This is a genomic window from Streptomyces sp. NPDC096136, assembly GCF_044763325.1.
Classification (GTDB): Bacteria; Actinomycetota; Actinomycetes; order Streptomycetales; family Streptomycetaceae; genus Streptomyces.
In genome coordinates this window covers 577,450-597,499 of the sequence record NZ_JBIWFZ010000002.1, presented here as the reverse complement: position 1 = coordinate 597,499, position 20,050 = coordinate 577,450, and the positions used below count along the sequence as shown (strand labels likewise).

The 20,050-nt window shown below is 74.8% G+C and carries 14 protein-coding genes; 9 read left to right on the top strand and 5 right to left on the bottom strand.

The features are described 5' to 3' along the window. Genes ACIRBY_RS05885 through ACIRBY_RS05865 form a run of 5 tightly spaced genes read right to left on the bottom strand, consistent with a single transcriptional unit; the run spans window position 1 to window position 5,909 of the window. Window positions 1-999, bottom strand: a complete 999-nt coding sequence (locus tag ACIRBY_RS05885) for a LacI family DNA-binding transcriptional regulator (RefSeq protein ID WP_403896686.1) — start codon at window positions 997-999, stop codon at window positions 1-3. Further along, complete coding sequence (locus ACIRBY_RS05880) at window positions 996-2,792, bottom strand: glycoside hydrolase family 36 protein (protein ID WP_403896683.1); 1,797 nt, start codon at window positions 2,790-2,792, stop codon at window positions 996-998. Before ACIRBY_RS05880 ends, ACIRBY_RS05885 begins: the two co-directional genes overlap by 4 nt. A gap of 2 nt (window positions 2,793-2,794) precedes the next feature. Beyond that, complete coding sequence (locus ACIRBY_RS05875; RefSeq protein ID WP_403896680.1) at window positions 2,795-3,643, bottom strand: carbohydrate ABC transporter permease; 849 nt, start codon at window positions 3,641-3,643, stop codon at window positions 2,795-2,797. Beyond that, window positions 3,640-4,563, bottom strand: coding sequence for a carbohydrate ABC transporter permease (locus tag ACIRBY_RS05870; protein WP_403896678.1), 924 nt, complete (start codon window positions 4,561-4,563; stop codon window positions 3,640-3,642). Before ACIRBY_RS05870 ends, ACIRBY_RS05875 begins: the two co-directional genes overlap by 4 nt. After that, window positions 4,560-5,909, bottom strand: a complete 1,350-nt coding sequence (locus ACIRBY_RS05865; RefSeq protein ID WP_403896676.1) for an ABC transporter substrate-binding protein — start codon at window positions 5,907-5,909, stop codon at window positions 4,560-4,562. The genes ACIRBY_RS05870 and ACIRBY_RS05865 overlap by 4 nt, the downstream gene beginning before the upstream one ends. Before the next feature lie 196 nt (window positions 5,910-6,105). Between ACIRBY_RS05865 and ACIRBY_RS05860 the strand changes: the two genes are divergently transcribed. From ACIRBY_RS05860 to ACIRBY_RS05820, 9 genes are all read left to right on the top strand, one after another. Continuing rightward, entirely contained in the window at window positions 6,106-8,100 is a 1,995-nt protein-coding gene (locus tag ACIRBY_RS05860) for a hypothetical protein (protein ID WP_403896673.1), read from the top strand. A gap of 178 nt (window positions 8,101-8,278) precedes the next feature. Then, window positions 8,279-8,992, top strand: coding sequence for a ribonuclease H (locus ACIRBY_RS05855; RefSeq protein WP_403896671.1), 714 nt, complete (start codon window positions 8,279-8,281; stop codon window positions 8,990-8,992). 131 nt (window positions 8,993-9,123) lie between these two features. Continuing rightward, entirely contained in the window at window positions 9,124-11,814 is a 2,691-nt protein-coding gene (locus tag ACIRBY_RS05850; RefSeq protein WP_403896669.1) for a SpoIIE family protein phosphatase, read from the top strand. Window positions 11,815-11,996: 182 nt separating this feature from the next. Then, on the top strand, window positions 11,997-12,626 hold the full coding sequence (locus ACIRBY_RS05845) for a hypothetical protein (protein WP_403896667.1): 630 nt from the start codon (window positions 11,997-11,999) through the stop codon (window positions 12,624-12,626). Window positions 12,627-12,745: 119 nt separating this feature from the next. Next, window positions 12,746-14,977 (top strand): CHAT domain-containing protein, encoded by a 2,232-nt coding sequence (locus tag ACIRBY_RS05840; RefSeq protein WP_403896664.1) that lies wholly within the window; start codon window positions 12,746-12,748, stop codon window positions 14,975-14,977. Window positions 14,978-15,013: 36 nt separating this feature from the next. Beyond that, a complete protein-coding gene (locus ACIRBY_RS05835; protein ID WP_403896661.1) occupies window positions 15,014-16,450 on the top strand; it encodes a hypothetical protein in 1,437 nt (478 codons plus the stop codon). 59 nt (window positions 16,451-16,509) lie between these two features. Further along, a complete protein-coding gene (locus ACIRBY_RS05830; RefSeq protein ID WP_403896659.1) occupies window positions 16,510-16,881 on the top strand; it encodes a hypothetical protein in 372 nt (123 codons plus the stop codon). A gap of 221 nt (window positions 16,882-17,102) precedes the next feature. Further along, entirely contained in the window at window positions 17,103-18,869 is a 1,767-nt protein-coding gene (locus ACIRBY_RS05825; RefSeq protein ID WP_403896656.1) for an enoyl-CoA hydratase-related protein, read from the top strand. Between the two features lie 68 nt (window positions 18,870-18,937). Further along, window positions 18,938-19,993, top strand: coding sequence for a hydrogenase expression protein HypE (locus ACIRBY_RS05820; RefSeq protein ID WP_390690253.1), 1,056 nt, complete (start codon window positions 18,938-18,940; stop codon window positions 19,991-19,993). Window positions 19,994-20,050 lie beyond the last annotated feature (57 nt).

Sequence of the window (20,050 nt, the reverse complement as noted above, 5' to 3'; positions counted from 1 at the left end):
TCAGGAAGGGGGCGCCGGGGCGGTGGAGGCCCGGATGACCAGCTCGGGGTCGAAGAGCAGCTCCCCGGTGGGCACCTCCCGGTTGCCGACCAGCGCGAGCACGCTGCGCCCCACCTCCAGCGCCAGCCGGTCGGCGGGCTGCCGGACGGTGGTCAGCGGCGGATCGGTGAACTCGGTGACGCCCGTGCCGTCGTAGCCGACGACCGACACGTCCTCGGGGACGGACCGGCCCTGCCGGCGGATCCCGCGGATCGCGCCGAGCGCCATCCAGTCGCTGGCGGCGACGATCGCGGTGGCGCCGAGCTCCAGCAGCGCGGCGGCGGCGGCCTGCCCGCCCTCCACGGTGTACGACTGGCGGATCACCCGGCGTCCGGCGTCCTCGATCCCGCGCCGGGCCATGGCGGCCAGGAAGCCCTGGACCCGGCGGTCGGCGGGACGGTTGCCGGCCGGGCCGGAGGCCATGCCGATCCTGCGGTGGCCCAGCCGGTACAGGTGGTCCACGGCCAGTTCGGCGGCGAGCAGGTCGTCGGTGGAGAACACCGGGACCGCCACCCCGTCGGCGAACTCGCCGTTCACGCCCACGTACGGGACCCGGCGCTGGCGCAGCACCTCGTAGGCCTCGGTGTCGGCGCCCTCGACGGTGTTGGAGGCGGAGAGGAAGACCACGGCCGCGATGCCCTTGTCCACCAGGGAGGAGATGAAGTCGAGTTCCTGGACCCCGCCCGCGAAGGCCGGGCAGAGGACCGTCTTCAGTCCGTGCGGGGCGAGCGCGGACTCGATGCGCTCGGCCACGTCGGCGAAGAAGGGGTTCGACACGTGGTCGGTGACCACGGCCACCAGCCGGCCCTGGGTGGTGCGTTCGTAGCCCAGCTCGGCCATCGCCCGCTCGACCGCGTCCCGGGTCTTGCGCGACACGCCCTGGCGGCGGTTGACGACCCGGCTGACCGTCGCCTCGCTGACCTGCGCGCGGGCCGCGACGTCGGTGATCCCTACCTTCATCGCCGTCCTTCCGTGACCGTGAGCGACGCCAGGCCGCCGCGGGGGACGGCCAGCGTGTGCGGCCCCTCCCCGAACAGGGCCGACGCGGACTCGATGATACGGCCGTCCGGGGCGTGGATCACGCGTGCGACCTCGGCCGGACCGCCCCGCACGGACAGCGTCAGGGCCTCGTGCGCGGACCCGTTGACCAGCTCCACCCGGCGGTGGGCGACCAGGTCGAGGGGGACCACCACCCGGCCGTGGACGGTGATCACGCAGCGGTCGCCGGCGCTCGCCCGCACCAGCGGGTAGAGCTCGTCGGGCCGTCCGGGCTCCACCTCCCCGTCCAGCAGCGCCGCGCGGTGGGCCCGCCACCACCGCAGCCAGAACGCGACGGCGTCCCGGTGCGCCGCCGGGAGCCGGTCCAGGCGGACGGACAGCTGCGGGACGGCGTGCAGGGCCCCGATCAGCTGCCGGGCCACCGCCTCCACGGGGGCCTGCGGGGACCACAGCAGCATGTCGGAGTGGACGGCGCCGCCCACCGCGAGCAGGCCCGTGTCCAGGGTGCGCACCCGGTTGGCGGTGGCGTCGGCCGGGCAGTCGTAGGAGCGCAGCATGTTGCCGAAGGGGGCGGTGCCGGGCCCGGTGTAGGGCTGGCGCAGCTCCAGCAGCAGCCCCTCGGGGCGGACCTCCTCCAGCGCGGCCCGCACCTCGGCGAGCAGGCCGGCCATGGCGCGGCCCACGTCCGGGCCGCCGTCGCCCGCGTAGACCATCGCCTGGTCCAGGAAGTCGAGCTTCAGCCCGTCCAGACCGTGGTCGCCGACCAGCCGGACGCACAGGTCCACGACGTGGCGGCGGACCTCGGGCCGGCGCGGATCGAGGACGTGCGCGCCGGGCACGGTGGCGGGGACGGGGGCGTACGGGGCCCAGCGGGCGTGGCAGTCGGCGTCCGGGCCGAGCAGCAGCGGGGCGGTCCAGGCCAGGTAGCGCAGCCCCAGGGCGCGGACCCGGGCGACGTGCGCGGTGAAGTCGGGGAAGGCGGCGGGGTCGGGCCGCCAGTCGCCGAGGCCGGCGTACCCGCGGCCGTGGCCGTACTCCTGCCAGCCGTCGTCCAGGATGAGGGTCCCGCAGCCCAGGCCGGCGGCGAGGGCGGCCTGGGCCTCGACCTCCACGGCCCCGACGTCCTGGTTGAAGGCGTACCAGGTGGAGTACACGGGCGTACGGGCGCCTTCCGGCACCGGCATCGGCGGCCGTTGCCGGGCGTACCAGGCGCGCAGCGGCCGCAGGGCGGCGGCCGCCGACGGGGCGGCCGGGACGAGCAGGATCCGGTGCGGCCCCGCGCCGGCGGGCAGCCGCAGGTGCACGACGTGCGTGTCCTCCTCCTCGGAGACCCCGAAGCGCACCGTGGTCTCGGGGGCGGGGTCGGCGGCGGCGAAGGTGAGCAGCGTGGCCCCGGAGTAGTCGTAGAGGCAGCCGGCGGCGAGCCCGTCGACCAGGGAGACCGAGGCCCGGCCCTCCCAGTCGGCGAGCAGGGTGCGCCGCCAGCCGCCCTGAGGGTGCCAGTACCCCGCGGCGTCGCCGAGCGGGACCCGGAAGCGGATCTCGGCGGGGGCGCCGCCGGTGTCGGCCTCCAGCATCCGCAGGCCGTCCGGGAGTTCGGCGAGGCTCCAGGCGGCCCCGACGGGCGCGGCCGCGCCCGGGGGACGGGCGAGGACGGCCACTTCCACCGTGTCGAGCAGCGGGGCGTACGGGGCGGGGGCCAGGCCGGCGGTGGTCACCGGGTCCGCGGCCGCCGCGGGGGTCTGGGTCGGCATGGTCACTCCTTCACGGCGCCGGCGAGCAGGCCGGAGACGAAATGGCGCTGGAGCGCGAGGAACAGGACGGCCATGGGCAGGGCCGCGACGGAGGTTCCGGCGAGGATGGCCCCGTAGTCGGTCTCGTCCAGGCCCTGGAGGGAGGCGAGGGCCACCGGCAGGGTGAACGAGGCCCCGTCGCGGAGCACGACCAGGGGCCAGACGAAGTCGTTCCACTGGTAGAGGAAGAGGAAGATCGCCAGTGCTGCCAGCGCGGGCCGCATCGGCGGCAGCGCCACCCGCAGGAAGAGCCGCAGCTCCCCGCAGCCGTCCAGCCGGCCCGAGTCGAGCAGGGAGGCGGGCAGCGCGGCCATCGACTGGCGCATCAGGAAGACGCCGAACGGCAGCGCCAGATGGGGCAGGACCACCGCCTGGTAGGTGCCCAGCCAGCCCAGGTCGGCCATCATCCGGAACAGCGGCACCAGGGTGACCTGCGCGGGCACGACCAGGCCGAGCATCAGCAGGCCGAACAGGGCCTCGCGGCCGCGGAAGCGGTAGACGGCGAACCCGTAGCCGGCCAGCGTGCAGACCGCGCCGGCGCACACGGTGTAGACGGTGGCGATCAGCAGGGAGTTGAGCAGCACCCGGCCGAACCGCGCGGAGTCCTGGAGGGAGCGCAGGTTCTGCGCCAGGTGGCCGCCGGGCAGCAGCGGCGGCGGGGAGGCGAAGAGCTCGGCGGAGCTGTGGGTGGCGCCCACCGCCAGCCAGTAGAACGGGATCGCCACGACGGCCAGCGTGATGGCGAGCCCCGAGGTCAGCAGCAGGCTCCGGGCCCGTCGGCGGACGCCGGGCGGCGGGACGGCGGTGGTCATTCCCTGTCTCCCAGCACGCGGAACTGGACCAGCCCGAGGGCGGCGATGAGGACGGCGAGGGCGTACGCGACGGCCGAGGCGTAGCCGAAGTCGAAGTACTTGAAGGCGTTCTGGTACAGGTACACGCCGATGGTCAGGGTGGCGTTGTCCGGGCCGCCGCCGGTGAGGACGTACGGCTCGTCGAACAGCTGGAGCGTGCCGACGGTGGAGAGGACCGCCGTCAGCAGCAGTACGGGGCGCAGGCCGGGCAGGGTGACGTGCAGGAACGTCCGCCACCCGGCGGCCCCGTCCACGGCGGCGGCGTCGTACAGCTCGGCGGGCACGCTCTGCAGCCGTGCCAGCAGGATCACCGCGTTGTAGCCGGTGTAGTGCCAGGTCAGGGCGATGCCGAGGGAGACCTGCGCCCACAGCGGATGGGTCAGCCAGGGCACCGGGCCGGCTCCGAGCAGGCCCAGCAGCCAGTTGACGAGCCCGTAGTCCTTGTTGAGCAGGACGGAGAAGACGATCCCGTACGCGACCAGGCCGGTGACCATCGGCAGGAAGAATCCCAACCGGAAGAGGGAACGGCCGTGCAGCAGGCGGGAGTCGAGGGCGACGGCGAGGCCGGTGGCCAGGGCCAGCATGACCGGTACCTGGACGGCGAGGAGAACCGCGGTGTTCTTCAGGGCCGTCCAGAACAGCGGGTCGTGCAGCAGCCGTTCGTAGTTGTCCGCGCCGACGGACGTCCGGGCGCCGCCGGCCGTCCGCTCCAGGCTGAGCAGGAAGGACGAGCCGATCGGGTAGAGCCGGAACACCGCGAACAGCAGCAGGGCGGGCAGCACGAAGAGGTACGGGGCGGGGCGCCGGCGCGGACGGCGGCGGGGTGGCGGCACGGCCCGGGCGGGGGCGGCCGGCGGGGCGGCCGTGTCCACCGCGGTCACCGGACGGCCTTGCGGCCCGTCTGCCGGGCGAGCTGGTCGGCGGCGTCCCGGAGGGCGCCGGCCGGGTCGGCGCCCTTGAGGAGCACCTTGGACTGGGCGTCGGTGGCCAGCTTCAGGGCGCGGGCGTAGTCGGCGGTGTAGTCGAAGGCGGGCTGGGGGGCCTTGAGGGCGGCGAGGAAGGTCTCGCCCTTGCGCTGACCGCTGAAGAAGGCGGAGGGCTCGTGGAAGAGGCTGTCCTCGTAGGCGGCCATCAGGGCCGGCGCGATGCCCTTGTCGCGGTAGATCCGCACCTGTGAGGCCGGGCGGGTGAGGGCGAACTCGACGAAGGACCAGGCGGCGGCCCGGTGCCTGCTGCCGCCCGCCACCGCGAGGTGGGTGGAGTTCACCGTGGCGGCGCCGGAGCCGCCGCGGCGCACGGCCGGGGGCAGGCGGACCTTCCACTTCCCGGCCTCGCCCGGGACCTGCTCCTCGATGATCCCGCCGAACCAGGTGGGCATGGGCTGGACGGCCGTGGTGCCCTGCTTCAGGGCGCTCATCAGGGCGTTCCAGCCGCCGGCGAGGTCGGCGACCAGCCCCGCGTCGTTGAGGGTCTTGATCAGGGTCATGGCCTTGACGGCCTCGGGGGAGCCGAGGGTGATCCGCCCCTGGAGGTCGAAGTAGAAGGCGCCCTGGAGCTGGAGCAGCATCTGGAAGAAGTTGGCGGCGTCGGACTGGGAGGCGGGCTTGTCCAGGCCGATCAGGAACGTGCCGGTCTTCGCCTTCAGCTGCTTGCCCGCCTCGACGGCGTCGTCCCAGGTCTGGAGGGCCTCGGCGTCCACGCCGGCCTCCTCGAAGAGGTCCGCGCGGTACCAGAAGCCGGCGGAGTTGGCCTCCCAGGGCAGGGCGTTGACCCGCTTCCCGTCGGGCGAGACGGTCTGCCACAGGCCCGGGGCGAAGGCGTCCTTGTGGGCGGTCGCGCCCAGCGGCGCCAGGTCCGCGAGCCCGCCGGGGAACTTCTCGACGTAGCCGGGGAGGTAGTCCACCCCGATGTGCAGGACGTCGGCGAGGCCCTGGCCGCCGGCCGCCAGACCGGTGGTGATCTTGTCCCAGATGGCCGGGTTGCCGATGTCCTCGACGGTGACCTCGATCCCCGGGTACTTGGCGTGGAACTCCGGTACCAGCGCCGTGAGTTCGGCCGCCGGGCCCTGCCAGGACCAGACGGTGATCCGGCCCCTGTCCCGCTCGCCGTCGGCCCCGCCGGCCGCTGCGGTGTCCGAGCCGCCGGAACAGCCGGCGGCGGCGCCGAGCGCGAGTCCCGCCCCGATCGCGCCGCCCGCCCGCAGCACTCTTCGACGGTCAACTTCCATGCCGATCCCCTCCGTTGGTCGCTGGCTGGCCGGAACTCAATCACGCGGTTGATCGACTTGCAAGACATCGGTGAAAACTTTCAGTTTGACGTGCAAGCAAGGCTGTCGAATCCATTGCATGGTCTTCATCCGGCTTGCTAGCGTGCCGCGCGCCCGCCTCGTGGCAGACGAGGATCCAGACGCCCGGGAGAAGCCGATGACGCGTTCCCGCACCGCCCTGCTCGCCGCACTGGCCCTGCTCGCCCCGCTCACCGCCCTGACCCTGGCCGGACCCGCCGCCCCGGCGCGGGCCGCCGGCCCCCTCCCGGGGCCGGGGGGCGGGGGCCCCGCCCCGCTCGCCGTCGTCAACCCCGGCTTCGAACAGGGCCCCACCGGCTGGGAGTTCACCGCCGGAACCGGCGTGGCCGCCAACTACCCGCACGGCGGGGGCCGCCTGGTCTACCTCGACGCGGGGGCCGGGAAGAAGGTCGCGCAGACCCTCACCGCCACCGGGCCCGGCGCCTACGACGTCTCCGCCTGGATCGCCACCGGCGGCGCGGGCGGCCGCTTCACCGCCCGCGTCAACGGCGCCGAGCGGGCCGCCCAGGTACTGCCCGCCGGATCCGCCTACCGGCGCCGGACCCTCAGCCGGATCGCGCTCGCCGCCGGCGACCGGCTGGAGATCGCCTTCGAGTCGGGGGAGGGCTGGGTCAACGCCGACGACCTGATGCTCTCGCCGGCCGCTCCCGCCGACCCCCGGATCAGCTCCTCCGACCCGAAGATCGTCGAGATGTTCGACTGGGCCAAGCGCAAGGCCAACAGCTGGGTCCAGCTCCCGGGCAGCGAGGGCCCGCTGAACGTGGACGAGAACAACCGCGCCGGCAGCGGCACCGGCACGTACGGGCCCTCGTACTGGGCGGGGTACGCCAACCGCAGCGGCTACTACTCCCGCGACGCGGCCCACCAGCTGGCCGGCGCCGGCGTCCTGGGCCTGTACGCCGAGAACCGGGCCGTGCTCCGCGGCTTCGCCGCCTCAGCCACCGCCGAGCACAAGTACTACCCGGTCTGGGCCCTCAACTTCGACGACCGCACCCCCCTGGCCATCGACTACCGCGGCCCGTCCCTCTTCGTCCGCGAGGTCCCCGCCACCTTCGAGCTGGTGCAGAAGGCCGAGGAGGCCTACCGCTGGAGCGGGGACCGCTCCTACCTCACCGACCCCGTGCTCTGGGACTTCTACCGGCACGCCACCGGGGAGTTCGTCGACCTGCACGACGGGCTCAAGGACAACGGCCCGGTCAAGGTCGCGGAGGGCACCGGCCGGGGCATCTTCCAGGGCGCCGCCAGCTACAACGAGCAGGGCGACGAGCCGCTGGCCGAGGCGGGTGACGGCATCGCCGCCCAGTACCGCGCGTACACGGCCGTGGCCGCCCTGGCCAGGGCCAAGGGGGACCGCGCGCTCGCCGCCGCCTACGACACCCGCGCCCGCGACCTGAAGACGTACTTCAACACGGTCTGGAGCGGTTCCGGATCGGGCGCCGACATGGTGCGCGGCTGGACCACCGACGGGCGCCCGCTGACCGGGTGGGGCAAGGAGAACAGCTGGTTCATGGCGATGAAGCAGATCATCGACCCGGGTCCGCGCCGCGAGGCCTACCTCGACTACATCGACCGGGAGGCGTCGGGGGAGGGCCGCCCCGACAACATCGAGGCCCTCACCTACCTCCCGGACACCTTCTTCACGAACAACCGCCCGGACACCGCCTGGAAGTGGATGCGGCAGGTCTACGACCAGAAGGACCTCCAGCACGTCAACGCCGCCCAGGGCGCCAACGGCGACTACCCCGAGGTCTCCTTCACCCTCCTCGGCCAGACCGTCGAGGGCCTCCTCGGCGTCACCCCCGACGCACCCGCCCACCGGCTGACCACTCGGTCCCGGCTGCCCGCCGGCATGGACTGGCTGAAGATCGACGACCTGCGGGTGGGGAGGTCCGGCTTCTCGCTGCGGCACGACGGGGACCGCGCCTCGGCCCTGACCAACACCTCCGGGACGGAGCGCTGGACCTGGGAGGCCCGCTTCCCCGGCACCTGGTCCTCCATGACGGTGGACGGGGTGCCGGTGCCGGTGCGCACCAAGGTGGTGGACGGGGTGACGTACAGCTACGCCACCCCGTCCGTGGCCCCCGGCCGCACGGTCACGGTCCGGGTGGGCTGAGACCGGGGCCGTCCCGCCCGCCGCCGCAATCGTGCAGGCGATCGCCTTCGTTTCCGCGTCGGCGGGCCCGGACGGCCGTGCCCGCAGGCCGGGCCGTGCCCGGCCCACCACCGGGCGGCCGGTGCCCCGATCCGCAGGGGTGGCCGTCCGGGCCCGCCGGATAGGGCAAGATCGGGGGATGTCTGATCGCATCATCGCCGCCTGTGACGGGGCGGCCAAGGGAAACCCCGGCCCGGCCGGATGGGCGTGGGTCATCGCGGACGCCGCGGGCCGGCCCGAGCGCTGGGAGGCCGGCCCGCTGGGGCGCGCCACCAACAACGTCGGCGAGCTCACGGCCCTCCAGCGGCTGCTGGAGGCCGTGGAGCCGGGCACCGCGCTCCAGGTGCGGATGGACTCCCAGTACGCCATGAAGGCCGTGACCCAGTGGCTGCCGAACTGGAAGCGCAACGGCTGGAAGACCGCGGCGGGCAAGCCCGTCGCCAACCGGGAGATCGTCGAGCGGATCGACTCCCTGCTGGCCGACCGGGACGTCGAGTTCCGCTACGTCCCGGCCCACCGCGAGGACGGCGACCACCTGAACGCCATCGCCGACCAGGCCGCCAGCGACGCCGCCGTCAGCCAGGAGCCCGCCGGCACCGCCCACGGCGCCACGGCCGTCCCCGTACCGGCTCCGTCCCGCACCGCCCCGTCCCGCAGCACCCCGGCCCGTACGGCCCCGGCACGGGGGACCGCCTCCGGGGGCGCCGCCGCCCGCTCCGGGTCGCGCACCATCACGGCGAAGTTCCGCGGCACCTGCCCCTGCGGGCAGCCGTACGCGGCCGGCGAGAAGATCGCCAAACTGGGGGCCCGCTGGGGGCACCCGGACTGCCGCGGAGCCGCCGCTCCCGCCTGACCCGGACGGGGGAGCGGGGCCGCCCGACACGCCGCCACGGGCGCCGCGCCGCCGCGCCGGGGGCCGTGCGCGCCCGGAAGTGCTACAACTGGGGGCGTGACCCCTTCTCGCCACCCGTGCCGGGCACGTCGGTGCGGTCACCTCTAGGCAGCCGATCCCGAAGCGTCGCCAGACAGGTATTCGTCCTCCAGGTGGCGATCGTGGTGTTGCTCGCGGGCTGCGCCCTCCTGGCGCTGCTCCTCCAGTCGCACCACGACATCGACCGCGAGGCGCGCAACCGGTCCGTGGCCGTCGCACAGACGTTCGCGCACTCCGTGGGCCTCCAGCCGGCGCTGAAGTCGGCGAACCCGTCGGCGATCCTGCAACCGGTCGCCGAGCGGACCCGCAAGGACGCCGGGGTCGACTTCATCGTGGTGATGGACACCCACGGCATCCGGTACACCCACCCCCAGCCGGCACGCATCGGCCAGCGGTTCGTGGGCACCATCGGGCCCTCCCTCGCCGGCCACACCTACACCGAGAGCGTGAACGGGCCCCTCGGCAAGGAGATCCAGGCGGTGGTGCCGGTCACGGCACCCGACGGCAAGGTCGTCGGGCTGGTGTCGGCCGGGCTCACGGTGAAGAACGTGAGCGGCGTGGTCAACCGCCAGCTCCCCGTCATCCTGCTGTCCATCGCCGTCGGCCTGGCCCTGGCCACCGCCGGCACGGCCCTGATCAGCAGACGGCTGAACCGGCAGACCCACGGCCTGGGCCCGCTCGAGATGACCCGCATGTACGAACACCACGACGCGGTGCTCCACGCCGTCCGCGAAGGGGTGCTGATCATCGACGGGGACGGCCGGCTGCTGCTCGCCAACGACGAGGCCCGACGCCTGCTCGGGCTGCCGGAGGACACCGACGGCAGCCGCATCGGGGACGTGCCGGGCCTGGACCGCCCGATGGCCGACCTGCTGCTGTCCGGCCGGGTGGCCACCGACGAGGTGCTGGAGACCGGGGACCGGCTGCTGGTGGTCAACCAGCGGCGCACCCACCCCCAGGGCCGGGCCGACGGCGGCACGGTGGTCACCATCCGCGACTCCACCGAGATGCAGGTCCTGACCAGCCGCGCGGAGACGGCCCGCCGGCGCCTGAAGCTGCTCTACGACGCGGGCGGCGACATCGGCACCACCCTCGACGTCGTCCGTACCGCCGAAGAGCTCGCCGACGTCGCCGTCCCCCGCTTCGCCGACTACGTCACGGTCGACCTGGCCGAGGCGGTCCTCGACGGCGACGAGCCCGGACCCGGAGCGGACATGCGCCGCACCGCGGTCAGCGGCATCCGCTCCGACCACCCCCTCTACCCCCGCGGCCTGCTGATCGACTTCCTGCCGTCCACCCCCCAGGCGCGCGGCTACGGCACCGGCAGGGCCGAGCTCGTGCCCGACCTGTCCGCCGAGCCCGGCTGGCTGGCCCAGGACCCCGAGCGCACCCGCGCGATCATCGACTACGGGATCCACTCGCTGATCGCGGCCCCGCTCACCGCCCGCGGCGTGGTCCTCGGCGTGGTCAACTTCTGGCGCGCGCGCAAGCCCGAGCCCTTCGACGAGGACGACCTGTCGCTGGCCGTCGAGCTGGTCGCCCGGGCCGCCGTCAGCATGGACAACGCGCGCCGCTACACCCGCGAGCACGCCCTCGCCGTGACGCTCCAGCGCAGCCTGCTGCCGCGCGCCCTGCCCGAGCAGAGCGCCGTGGACGTGGCGCACTTCTACCTCCCCGCGCAGTCCGGGGTGGGCGGGGACTGGTTCGACGTGATCCCGCTGCCCGGATGCCGGGTCGCGCTGGTCGTCGGGGACGTGGTCGGGCACGGCCTGCACGCCGCCGCGACCATGGGAAGGCTGCGCACGGCCGTGCACAACTTCTCCTCCCTCGACCTCGCCCCCGACGAGATCCTCGCCCGCCTCGACGACCTCGTCCAGCGCATCGACCACGACGACGAGGGCGGCGAAACGAGCGGCTCCGTCCTCGGCGCGACCTGCCTGTACGCCGTGTACGACCCGGTCTCCCGGCGCTGCACGATGGCCCGCGCGGGACACCTGCCGCCCCTCGTGGCCGCCCCCGACGGCACCACCGAGATCGTGGACCTGCCGGCCGGGCCCCCGCTGGGCCTCGGCGGCATGCCCTTCGAGACGGCCGAGCTGGACCTGGCGGAGGGCAGCCGCCTCGTCCTGTACACGGACGGGCTGATCGAGGAGCGCGGCCGGGACATCGGCGAGGGGCTGGAACTGCTGCGCACCGCGCTGAGCGGCGCCGACGGGGACCCGCGCGAGACCTGCCGGGAGGTCCTCGACCTGCTGCTGCCGACCCGCCCGGCCGACGACGTGGCCCTCCTCGTCGCCCGGACCCGCACCCTCGGCCCGGACCGGGTCGCCGAGTGGGACGTGCCGTTCGAGGCGAGCGCCGTCGGGGAGATCCGCAACGCGGCCGCCCGCACCGTCGACGGGTGGGGCCTGCCGGAGCTCGGCTTCGCCACCGAGCTGATCCTCAGCGAGCTGGTCACCAACGCCCTGCGGCACGGCAGCGCCCCGGTACGGGTGCGGCTCCTGCACGACCACGGCCTGACCTGCGAGGTCTGGGACGGCAGCAGCACCGCTCCGCACCTGCGGTACGCCGCCACCACGGACGAGGGCGGGCGGGGCCTGTTCCTGGTGGCGCAGCTCAGCGAGCACTGGGGCACCCGCTACACCCCCGAGGGCAAGGTGATCTGGGCGGAGCTGGGACCCCCGGGCGCCGCCGAAGCGGAACCGGACCCCACGGCCTTCCTCCTGGACGCGGACCCCCTCTGAGACGGCCCGGGGACGGCCCGGCGGGCCTTACCGCCGGTACCCCTTCCGGGTATCCCTCCCGGGCACCCCCCGATGATCATCCGCGACGGCCCATGGGGCAGAATCCGGAACGCCGGACACGACCCATTCCAGCGGCACAGCACCGGTTACCCCCGGCCCTACGCACGACAGGAGCACGTCCCTTGACCGAGGACAGGCGCGAACAGGTCCGACCCTTCCTGCGTGCGGGGGAGCGCCTCGTCGCCGTGTGCGCGTACGAGCTCGGTCCGGGCGTGCCCACCCCGCCCGAGGAGCTCCTCCCCCCGGCCGACCCCTCCGCACTCCACCGCCGGATCGAGGCCAAGCTGCCCCGGCCGCTGGCCCAGCTGGTCCGCAACCGCGTCATCGACCCCCGGCGCTCGCGGCCCGCCGCCGCGGCGGCCGCGGTGGACCGGCTGCCGGACGCCGTGGACCAGCTCGGCACCCGGCTGATGCACGGCAAGAGCATGGAGGGCGGCTGGCAGAGCGCGGCCGGGCACTTCCTCATCAGCCGCGCCGGAGCGCGCGGTTCGGTCACCGGCGTCCTCGCCGTCACCGACCGGCGCTGGTTCGGCCTCAGCGACGTCTCGCACCTGTGGCAGTCGACGCCCGTGATGAAGGAGTACTGGGAAGTACCCCGCCCGGCCGTCGCCGCCGTGCGCGCCAAGCCCACCGGCGTGCTCCAGCGGGGGCGCATGGACCTGGAGTTCACGGACGGCTCCTGGGTCGCCCTGCTGGCCTCGGTGCCCGCGCAGGCCGTGTCCTTCGCGGAGGCGGCCGCCCACTACCGCTGAGGCCCCGGGCGCGGGCCCGCTCTGCCCGCACCCGTGAGCGGTGGGATAATCCTGTCGGGGGCAGGTGTGACACACCCGCACGTGCGGGGCTCGGGCCACTCGAAGGAGGAGGCGTGGGCGTGGTGGGCACCCCGGTCGCTCGCATCGCCGACCTGCTGGAGTCCGTACCGACGGCCTCCAACCCTCCCGCGCGGCCTCCCGCCCCCGCCCCCGAGGAGCCGCCGCTCCCCGCCGGGCCCGCCCTCGGCGTCACCGTCGTCTGGGGCGACCTCGCGGAGGTCGCCGCCGACCTGCACGTCACCGGGCACTACCAGTCGGTCGTGCCCGCCGCGGCCGAGCTGGCGCTGGACCGCGCGATCTCCGGCGGCCCCCGCCCGCTCATCACCGAGCACACCAAGCTCGGCTGGATCGACGCCCAGTTGGGGGAGGTCACCTACTTCCCGTGCAGGGCGGGACCGGTACGCTCCGCGGCCGTCGTCGGCATGGGGCCGATGGGCACCCTGACGGAACGCCGCGCCGCCCGGATGTACGCCTCCCTGCTGGGGGAGGCGTACGGGCTCGGCCACGTCGGGACCCTTGCCACCGTGCTCATCGGCTCGGGCACGGGGAACCTGTCCGTCCCCCAGGCCGCCCGCGCCCTCGTCCGGGGCTTCGCCGGGGCCCTGGCCTCGCTCGGCCCGGCCGCGACGCCGCCCCGGCTCACCGAGGTGCTGGTCGTGGAGATCGACCGGCTGCGCGCCGAGCAGCTGCACCTCGCCCTCGTCAACGCCGACGGGAAACCGCCGCAGCTGCGCGTCACCGACGGGCTGCGCGAGGAGGGCGGCGGCCAGCTGTTCGCCCCCTCCGCCGCCGTGTACGCGCTCGCCGCGCTGTCCGGGCTCGCCGCGCCCGCCGCCGCCCCCGCCGGGTCCGCCGCCCCCGCCGCCCCCGCCGGGTCCGCCGGGTCCTCCGCGCCCGACGGGGGCGGCGCCGGCCCGGACCCCCCGCCCGGGGAAGCGGCCCTGAGCACCGTGCTGGCCGGCTTCGACCCGAACATCCGGGCGAAGGTCCGCGAACAGCTCGCCCGGCTCGCCGACGTGGCCCGCACCGACCTCTCCCTGACGGTCCGTGCGGCCGCGGCCGCCCAGGACGCCTCCGTCCCCGTGCGCATGTCCGTCCAGTCCGGCACCGGCGGCCTGCGCTGGGCGGCCCTGACCGGGCGGGCCACCGTCCCGGAACGGCTCGTCCCCGTGGACACGGACCTGCTGCGGGAACTCGTGGACCGGCTGACGGAGCCGACGGTCGAGGATGCCCGGGAGCTGCCCGAGCTGCTCTCCCGGTTCGTGGTCCCGCCGGACTTCCAGCGGCTGCTCGCCGACGACTCCACCGTGCTGCTGGAACTGGACGGCGACACGGCCTCCGTCCCCTGGGAGTTCCTCGCGGAGGTCCAGCAGGCCGGCGGGGAGCGGCGCGACCCCCTGGCGATCCGCACCCAGCTCTCCCGGCAGCTGCGCACCACCTACTCGCGCGTGATGAGCGACGGCCGGCCGGACGGGCCGCTGCGCGCCCTGGTGATCGGCGACCCGGGGGACCCGGAGCAGGGCTTCCAGCTGCCGGGGGCCCGCAACGAGGCCCTCGCCGTCGCCACCCGGCTCAAGGACCTCGGGGCCCGGGTCACCCTCTTCGTGGGCGCGGCGAACTCCACCCGGCAGCCGGGCGTCGACCCCGCCCGGCGGCTGGACGTCCTGCGGGTCCTGCTCTGCGGGGGCAACGACATCGTCCACTACTGCGGCCACAGCGACTTCGACCTCTCCGGCACCGGGCGGCGCTCCGGGTGGGTCTTCGCGGACGGCCTGCTCACCGCCCAGGAACTGGCCCTGCTGGAACGGCCACCGCTGGTCGTCCTCGCCAACGCCTGCTACACGGCCCGGCTCGGCGCCTCCGCCGGCCCCGGCGCCCCGGGCGCACCGTCCGCCGTGACCGAGCAGAGCCCCTGGGGGAACCCCCAGGCCGCCCTGGTGCCGAGCCTGGCGGACGAGTTCCTCCGGGTGGGCGTGGGGCACTACATCGGCGCGGCCTGGCGGATCCCCGACGACCAGGGGATCGCCTTCGCCGAGCAGTTCTACCGCGAGCTCTTCCGGGGCGGCTCCGGCGAGGACCCGCCGACGGTGGGCGGCGCCGTCCGCGCGGCGCGCCGCGCGCTCTACGAGCGCCGCGGGGAGGCCGGGCGGACGCCGGACGACGCGGGCGGCCGGCAGCGGTGGAGCTCCTGGGCCGCCTACCAGCACTACGGGGACGCGTCCGCCCCCTTCGTCCGCCCGGGCAACGGGGCGGCAACCGGTCAGGGGACCGGTGAGGAGCCCGGCCCGTAGCCGGCGGGCCGGCAGCCAGTCAGGAGGTGACAGCCCATGGCCAGGATCCCGATGGCCGACATCGTCGTACTGCTCCCCGGCATCACCGGGAGCGTGCTCACCCGGGACGGCAAGGACGTGTGGGCGCCCTCGGCCACCGCGGTGCTGGGCGCGCTGACGAGCCTCGGCCGCTCGCTCAAGGAGCTCGAACTCGGGGAGGACGACTGGCACGTGGACGACCTCGGCGACGGCGTCGTCGCCGACCGCCTCGTCCCCGACCTGCACACCCTGCCCGGCCTGTGGAAGATCGACGGCTACACGGCGATCGAGAACTTCCTGCTGGAGCGCTTCGACCTGGAGACCGGCCGCAACTACTTCCCCTTCCCCTACGACTGGCGGCGCGACAACCGGGCCGCCGCCCGGCAGCTCGCCGAGAAGAGCGCGGGGTGGCTGCGGGAGTGGCGCGAGTCCAGCGGCAACACCGCGGCCCAGCTCGTCCTGATCGGGCACTCCATGGGAGGGCTCGTCTCGCGCTACTTCGTCGAGGTGCTGGGCGGCTGGAAGGACACCCGGGCCATCGTGACCTTCGGAACCCCCTTCTACGGCTCGCTCAACGCCGTCGAGTTCCTCTGCAACGGCTTCCACAAGCGGATCGGCCCCTTCGACGAGGACCTCACCCGGCTCCTGCGCTCCCTCACCGGCCTGCACCAGCTCGTCCCCGTCTACCGGTGCGTGTACGGGGACGACGGCACGGCGGCCGTCCCGGCCAAGGCGGGACTGCCCGGCTGGCAGCCGCAGTGGAGCAGCCACGTCACCGACTTCTCCGCGGAGATGGACGATGCGGCCGACGCGAACCGCAAGGACCCGGCCTGGGAGGCCAACCAGGTCGTCTACCAGCCGATCGTCGGCATGGACCAGCCCACCCGGCAGTCGGCCCGGGTCACCGGCGGGGGCGTCGAGACCCTGATGACCCGGGGGGACCACGACGAGGGCGGCGACGGCACCGTGCCCAAGCTCTCCGCAGCCCTCTCCGGCACCGAGGACGCCCGCACCTTCGTCCCGCAGAGGCACGCGAGCCTGCAGAACCAGGGCGCGATGCTCGACCACCTCGCGGGCGTCCTGCAGTCCCTGCACGACATCCGCGTCGACGACCTGCGCGCCGCCGTCACCTCCTGGTTCAGCTACCTCGGCGACGACCTCTACCAGGCCGGCGAACCCGTCGTCTGCGAGATCGGCGCCCGCAGCGCCCTCAGCGAGAGCGAACTGCCCGAGGTCGAGGCCCGCCTCACGGTGACCGGCCGGGGCGCCGGGCCGGCGCTGGTCGACCGCCCGGTCACCGTCCCCCGGGAGCGGGAGCGCTTCGACCTGGGCGTGCTGCCCCCGGGCACGTACGACCTGCGGATCAGCGCCAGCGCCGACACCGCGCCCCTGTCCGACGTCTTCCTCGTCGCGGACCCGGACGGCACCGCCCTCCCCGCCCCCCTCCACCCCTGACCGGCGGGCGGGCGCCGACGCGCCCGATTGACGGGGCCGCCCGTGGGCAGGCGCCGGTCATGACCTTCGAGCACCCCGCGAAGAAGACCCGCGACGGGCGGCGCGGCCGCTTCGAGACCCTCGCCGAGCTGGCCTCGAACTTCACGAGCTCCGCGGCCTTCCTCCTCCTGTGCCTCACCCTGGTGGCCGCGTTCGCCGCCGTCCACCTGGCCCGGCTGCCCATGGAGTGGCAGCACCTCGCGGGCGACGCCATGGGCGCCCTGTCCCTCCTGCTGCTGGCCCTGCTGAAGAACTCCGAGCGGCGCGCCGAACACGCCATCCAGCGCAAGCTGGACGCCATCGCCGGCGCCCTCCTGGAACAGCAGGCGGGCGACCGGAGCCGGGCGCGCCGGGACCTGGAGGAGGCCATCGGCATGGAGGACCGCCTCTAGGCCGTGCCCTCGGAACAGGGCCGGACAGCCCGCGGCGTGCCGTCCGGGGCCGACTGGCCCCCCGGCCGGGCCGCTTTCGGGTGACACCGCCGCCCGCCTGCGCCCCCGCCCCCGGCTCCCCGCGCCACGATCTCAGGCGGCCGGTCATGACCCGGTCACGACCTGCCGATCGGGCCGGGCGCCCCCGCGCCCCGGCCCCGGAGCGCCGCGGGAGACCCTACGTGCACGTCCTGCTCCTCGCGAGCGCGTTCAACAGCCTCACCCAGCGGGTCCACGCCGAGCTCCGCGACCACGGCCACAGCGTGGCCGTCGAACTCGCCCTCCAGCACCTCCCCCTCGCCGAGACCGTCCGCCGGCACGCGCCCGACCTCGTCCTCGCCCCGATGCTGCGCACCGCGATCCCCGAAGAGGTCTGGTCCGCCCACCCCTGTCTGGTCGTCCACCCGGGCCCGGTCGGCGACCGCGGCCCCTCCTCCCTCGACCGGGCCGTGCAGGAGCGGTGCCCCCGCTGGGGGGTGACCGTCCTCCAGGCCGAGGCCGAGATGGACGCCGGCCCCGTCTGGGCCGACGCCGGCTGCACCGTCCCCGCGGTGGGCAAGAGCGACCTCTACCGCGGGGAGATCGCCGACGCGGCCCTGGAGGCCGTCCTGCTCGCCGTGGAGCGCTTCGCCTCCGGAACGTACGCCCCGCGGCCCCAGAGCACCGGCCTCGCCCGCCCCGCCCTGCGCCAGGACGGCCGCCGCATCGACTGGGAGACGGACACCACCGAGCGGGTCCTGCGGGTGCTGCGCGCCGCCGACTCCCGGCCCGGCGTACGCGACGACCTGCTCGGCGGGGACTGGTACCTGCACGGCGGCCACCCCGAGGACCGGCTGCGCGGCCGCCCCGGCGAGCTCCTCGCCACCCGGGCCGGCGCGGTCTGCCGCGCCACGGCCGACGGCGCGGTCTGGATCCCCGAACTGCGGGCCCGCCACGAGCCCGGGCAGCCGCAGGCCCCCCGGCTCCCCGCCGTCCTCGCCCTCGGCGACCGGCTGCCCCCGCTGCACGAACACCCCGCGCCCCTGCACACCGACCCCCGCCGCCGCACCTGGTCCGACATCGGCTACCGGGAGGAGGGGCCGGTCGGCTTCCTCTCGTTCTCCTTCCCGTCCGGAGCGATGAGCACCGACCGCTGCCGCCGGCTGCTGGCGGCCTACCGGACCGCCCTGTCCCGCCCGACGTCGGTCCTCGTCCTCGGCGGCGGCCGCGACTTCTTCTCCAACGGCATCCACCTGGGCGTGATCGAGGCCGCCGCCGACCCGGCCGCCGAGTCCTGGGCCAACATCAACGCCATGGACGACCTGGTCGAGGCCGTCCTGACCACCACCGACCGGCTCGTCGTCGCCGCCCTCGGCGGGAACGCCGCCGCCGGCGGGGCCATGCTGGCCCTCGCCGCCGACGAGGTCTGGTGCCGCTCCGGCGCGGTCCTCAACCCCCACTACCGGCTCATGGGCCTGTACGGCTCCGAGTACTGGACGTACACCCTGCCGGCCCGCGTCGGCGAGGCCGCCGCCGCCCGGCTCACCGGGGACGCCCTGCCGCTGAGCGCGGCCGCCGCCCTCGGCCTGGGCCTGTCCGACCGCACGATCGCCTGCCCGCCGGAGGCCTTCGCCGGCGAGACGGCGCGGCTCGCGGCCCGGCTGGCGGCCCTGCCCGCCACCTCCTCGCGCATCGCCGCCAAGAAGGCCCGCCGCGAGCAGGACGAGGCCCGGCGCCCGCTGGCCGCCTACCGGGAGGCCGAGCTGGCCCGGATGAAGCGCACCTTCGACGACCCGCACGCCCCCTACCACGCCCTGCGCCGGGCCTTCGTGCGCAAGGAGCCCCCGCGGGAGACCCCGCCGCACCTCACGCGCCGCACCGCCCCCGCACCCGGCGGCGGAGGCCCGGCCGGCCCCGGCGTCACTGGACCGGCCGTACAGGACAGCGCGTCCCCCGCCGGCCCCTGCTAGCAAGGAAGAGGCGCGGGCCCCGTCCGCCCCTCCCCGCCCCCTCAGCATCCCCTCCAAGGAGGCCCCGCATGGATGCAGCAACGTCGGACCCGGCAGAGGACCCGACGATCCACATCCTCTGGATCAACGCCGGACTGAGCTGTGACGGCGACTCGGTCTCCCTCACGGCGGCCATGCAGCCGAGCATCGAGGAGATCGTCACGGGCACCCTCCCGGGCCTGCCCAAGATCGCCGTGCACTGGCCCCTGATCGACTTCGAGTGCGGCCCCGTCGGCGGCGCCGACACCTTCATCGAATGGTTCTTCAAGGGGGAGCGGGGCGAGATCGACCCGTTCGTGCTCGTCGTCGAGGGGTCGATCCCCAACGAGTCCGTCAAGCCCGAGGGCTACTGGTGCGGCTTCGGCGACGACCCCCGCACCGGGCAGCCGATCACCACCAGCGAGTGGATCGACCGGCTCGCCCCCAAGGCGCTCGCCGTCGTGGCCATCGGCACCTGCGCCACCTACGGCGGCATCCACGCCATGGAGGGCAACCCGACCGGCGCCATGGGCGTGCCCGACTACCTCGGCTGGGACTGGACCTCCAAGGCGGGCATCCCGATCGTCTGCGTGCCCGGCTGCCCCATCCAGCCCGACAACTTCTCCGAGACCCTGACCTACCTGCTGTACCAGGCGGCGGGCTCCGCCCCGATGATCCCCCTGGACGACAAGCTGCGCCCGACCTGGCTGTTCGGGCAGACCGTCCACGAGGGCTGCGACCGCGCCGGGTACTACGAGCAGGGCCAGTTCGCCCAGGCCTACGACTCCCCGCAGTGCCTGGTCCGGCTCGGCTGCTGGGGCCCCGTCGTCAAGTGCAACGTCCCCAAGCGCGGTTGGATGAACGGCATCGGGGGCTGCCCCAACGTCGGCGGCATCTGCATCGCCTGCACCATGCCCGGCTTCCCCGACAAGTTCATGCCCTTCATGGACGCGCCCCCCGGATCCGCCGTGTCCGCGAAGGCCAGCGGAGCGTACGGGGCCGTGGTCCGAAGGCTCCGGGCGGTCACCCTGCACTCCGTCGACCGCGAACCGAAGTGGCGCAACGCCGGCCGCACGCTCACCACCGGCTACCGCCCGCCCTGGTGACGGGCCGCCCTCCCACCGATCCCACCCACCCCGTACGAACGAAGGGTCACGGCACAG

What these genes read in the sequence shown, in the direction of transcription:
- ACIRBY_RS05880 (WP_403896683.1), bottom strand. Translation starts at nt 2,792, where the DNA reads ATGCCGACCCAGACCCCCGCGGCGGCCGCGGACCCGGTGACCACCGCC.
- ACIRBY_RS05820 (WP_390690253.1), top strand. Translation starts at nt 18,938, where the DNA reads ATGGATGCAGCAACGTCGGACCCGGCAGAGGACCCGACGATCCACATC.
- ACIRBY_RS05885 (WP_403896686.1), bottom strand. Translation starts at nt 999, where the DNA reads ATGAAGGTAGGGATCACCGACGTCGCGGCCCGCGCGCAGGTCAGCGAG.
- ACIRBY_RS05865 (WP_403896676.1), bottom strand. Translation starts at nt 5,909, where the DNA reads ATGGAAGTTGACCGTCGAAGAGTGCTGCGGGCGGGCGGCGCGATCGGG.
- ACIRBY_RS05855 (WP_403896671.1), top strand. Translation starts at nt 8,279, where the DNA reads ATGTCTGATCGCATCATCGCCGCCTGTGACGGGGCGGCCAAGGGAAAC.
- ACIRBY_RS05875 (WP_403896680.1), bottom strand. Translation starts at nt 3,643, where the DNA reads ATGACCACCGCCGTCCCGCCGCCCGGCGTCCGCCGACGGGCCCGGAGC.
- ACIRBY_RS05835 (WP_403896661.1), top strand. Translation starts at nt 15,014, where the DNA reads ATGGCCAGGATCCCGATGGCCGACATCGTCGTACTGCTCCCCGGCATC.
- ACIRBY_RS05830 (WP_403896659.1), top strand. Translation starts at nt 16,510, where the DNA reads ATGACCTTCGAGCACCCCGCGAAGAAGACCCGCGACGGGCGGCGCGGC.
- ACIRBY_RS05860 (WP_403896673.1), top strand. Translation starts at nt 6,106, where the DNA reads ATGACGCGTTCCCGCACCGCCCTGCTCGCCGCACTGGCCCTGCTCGCC.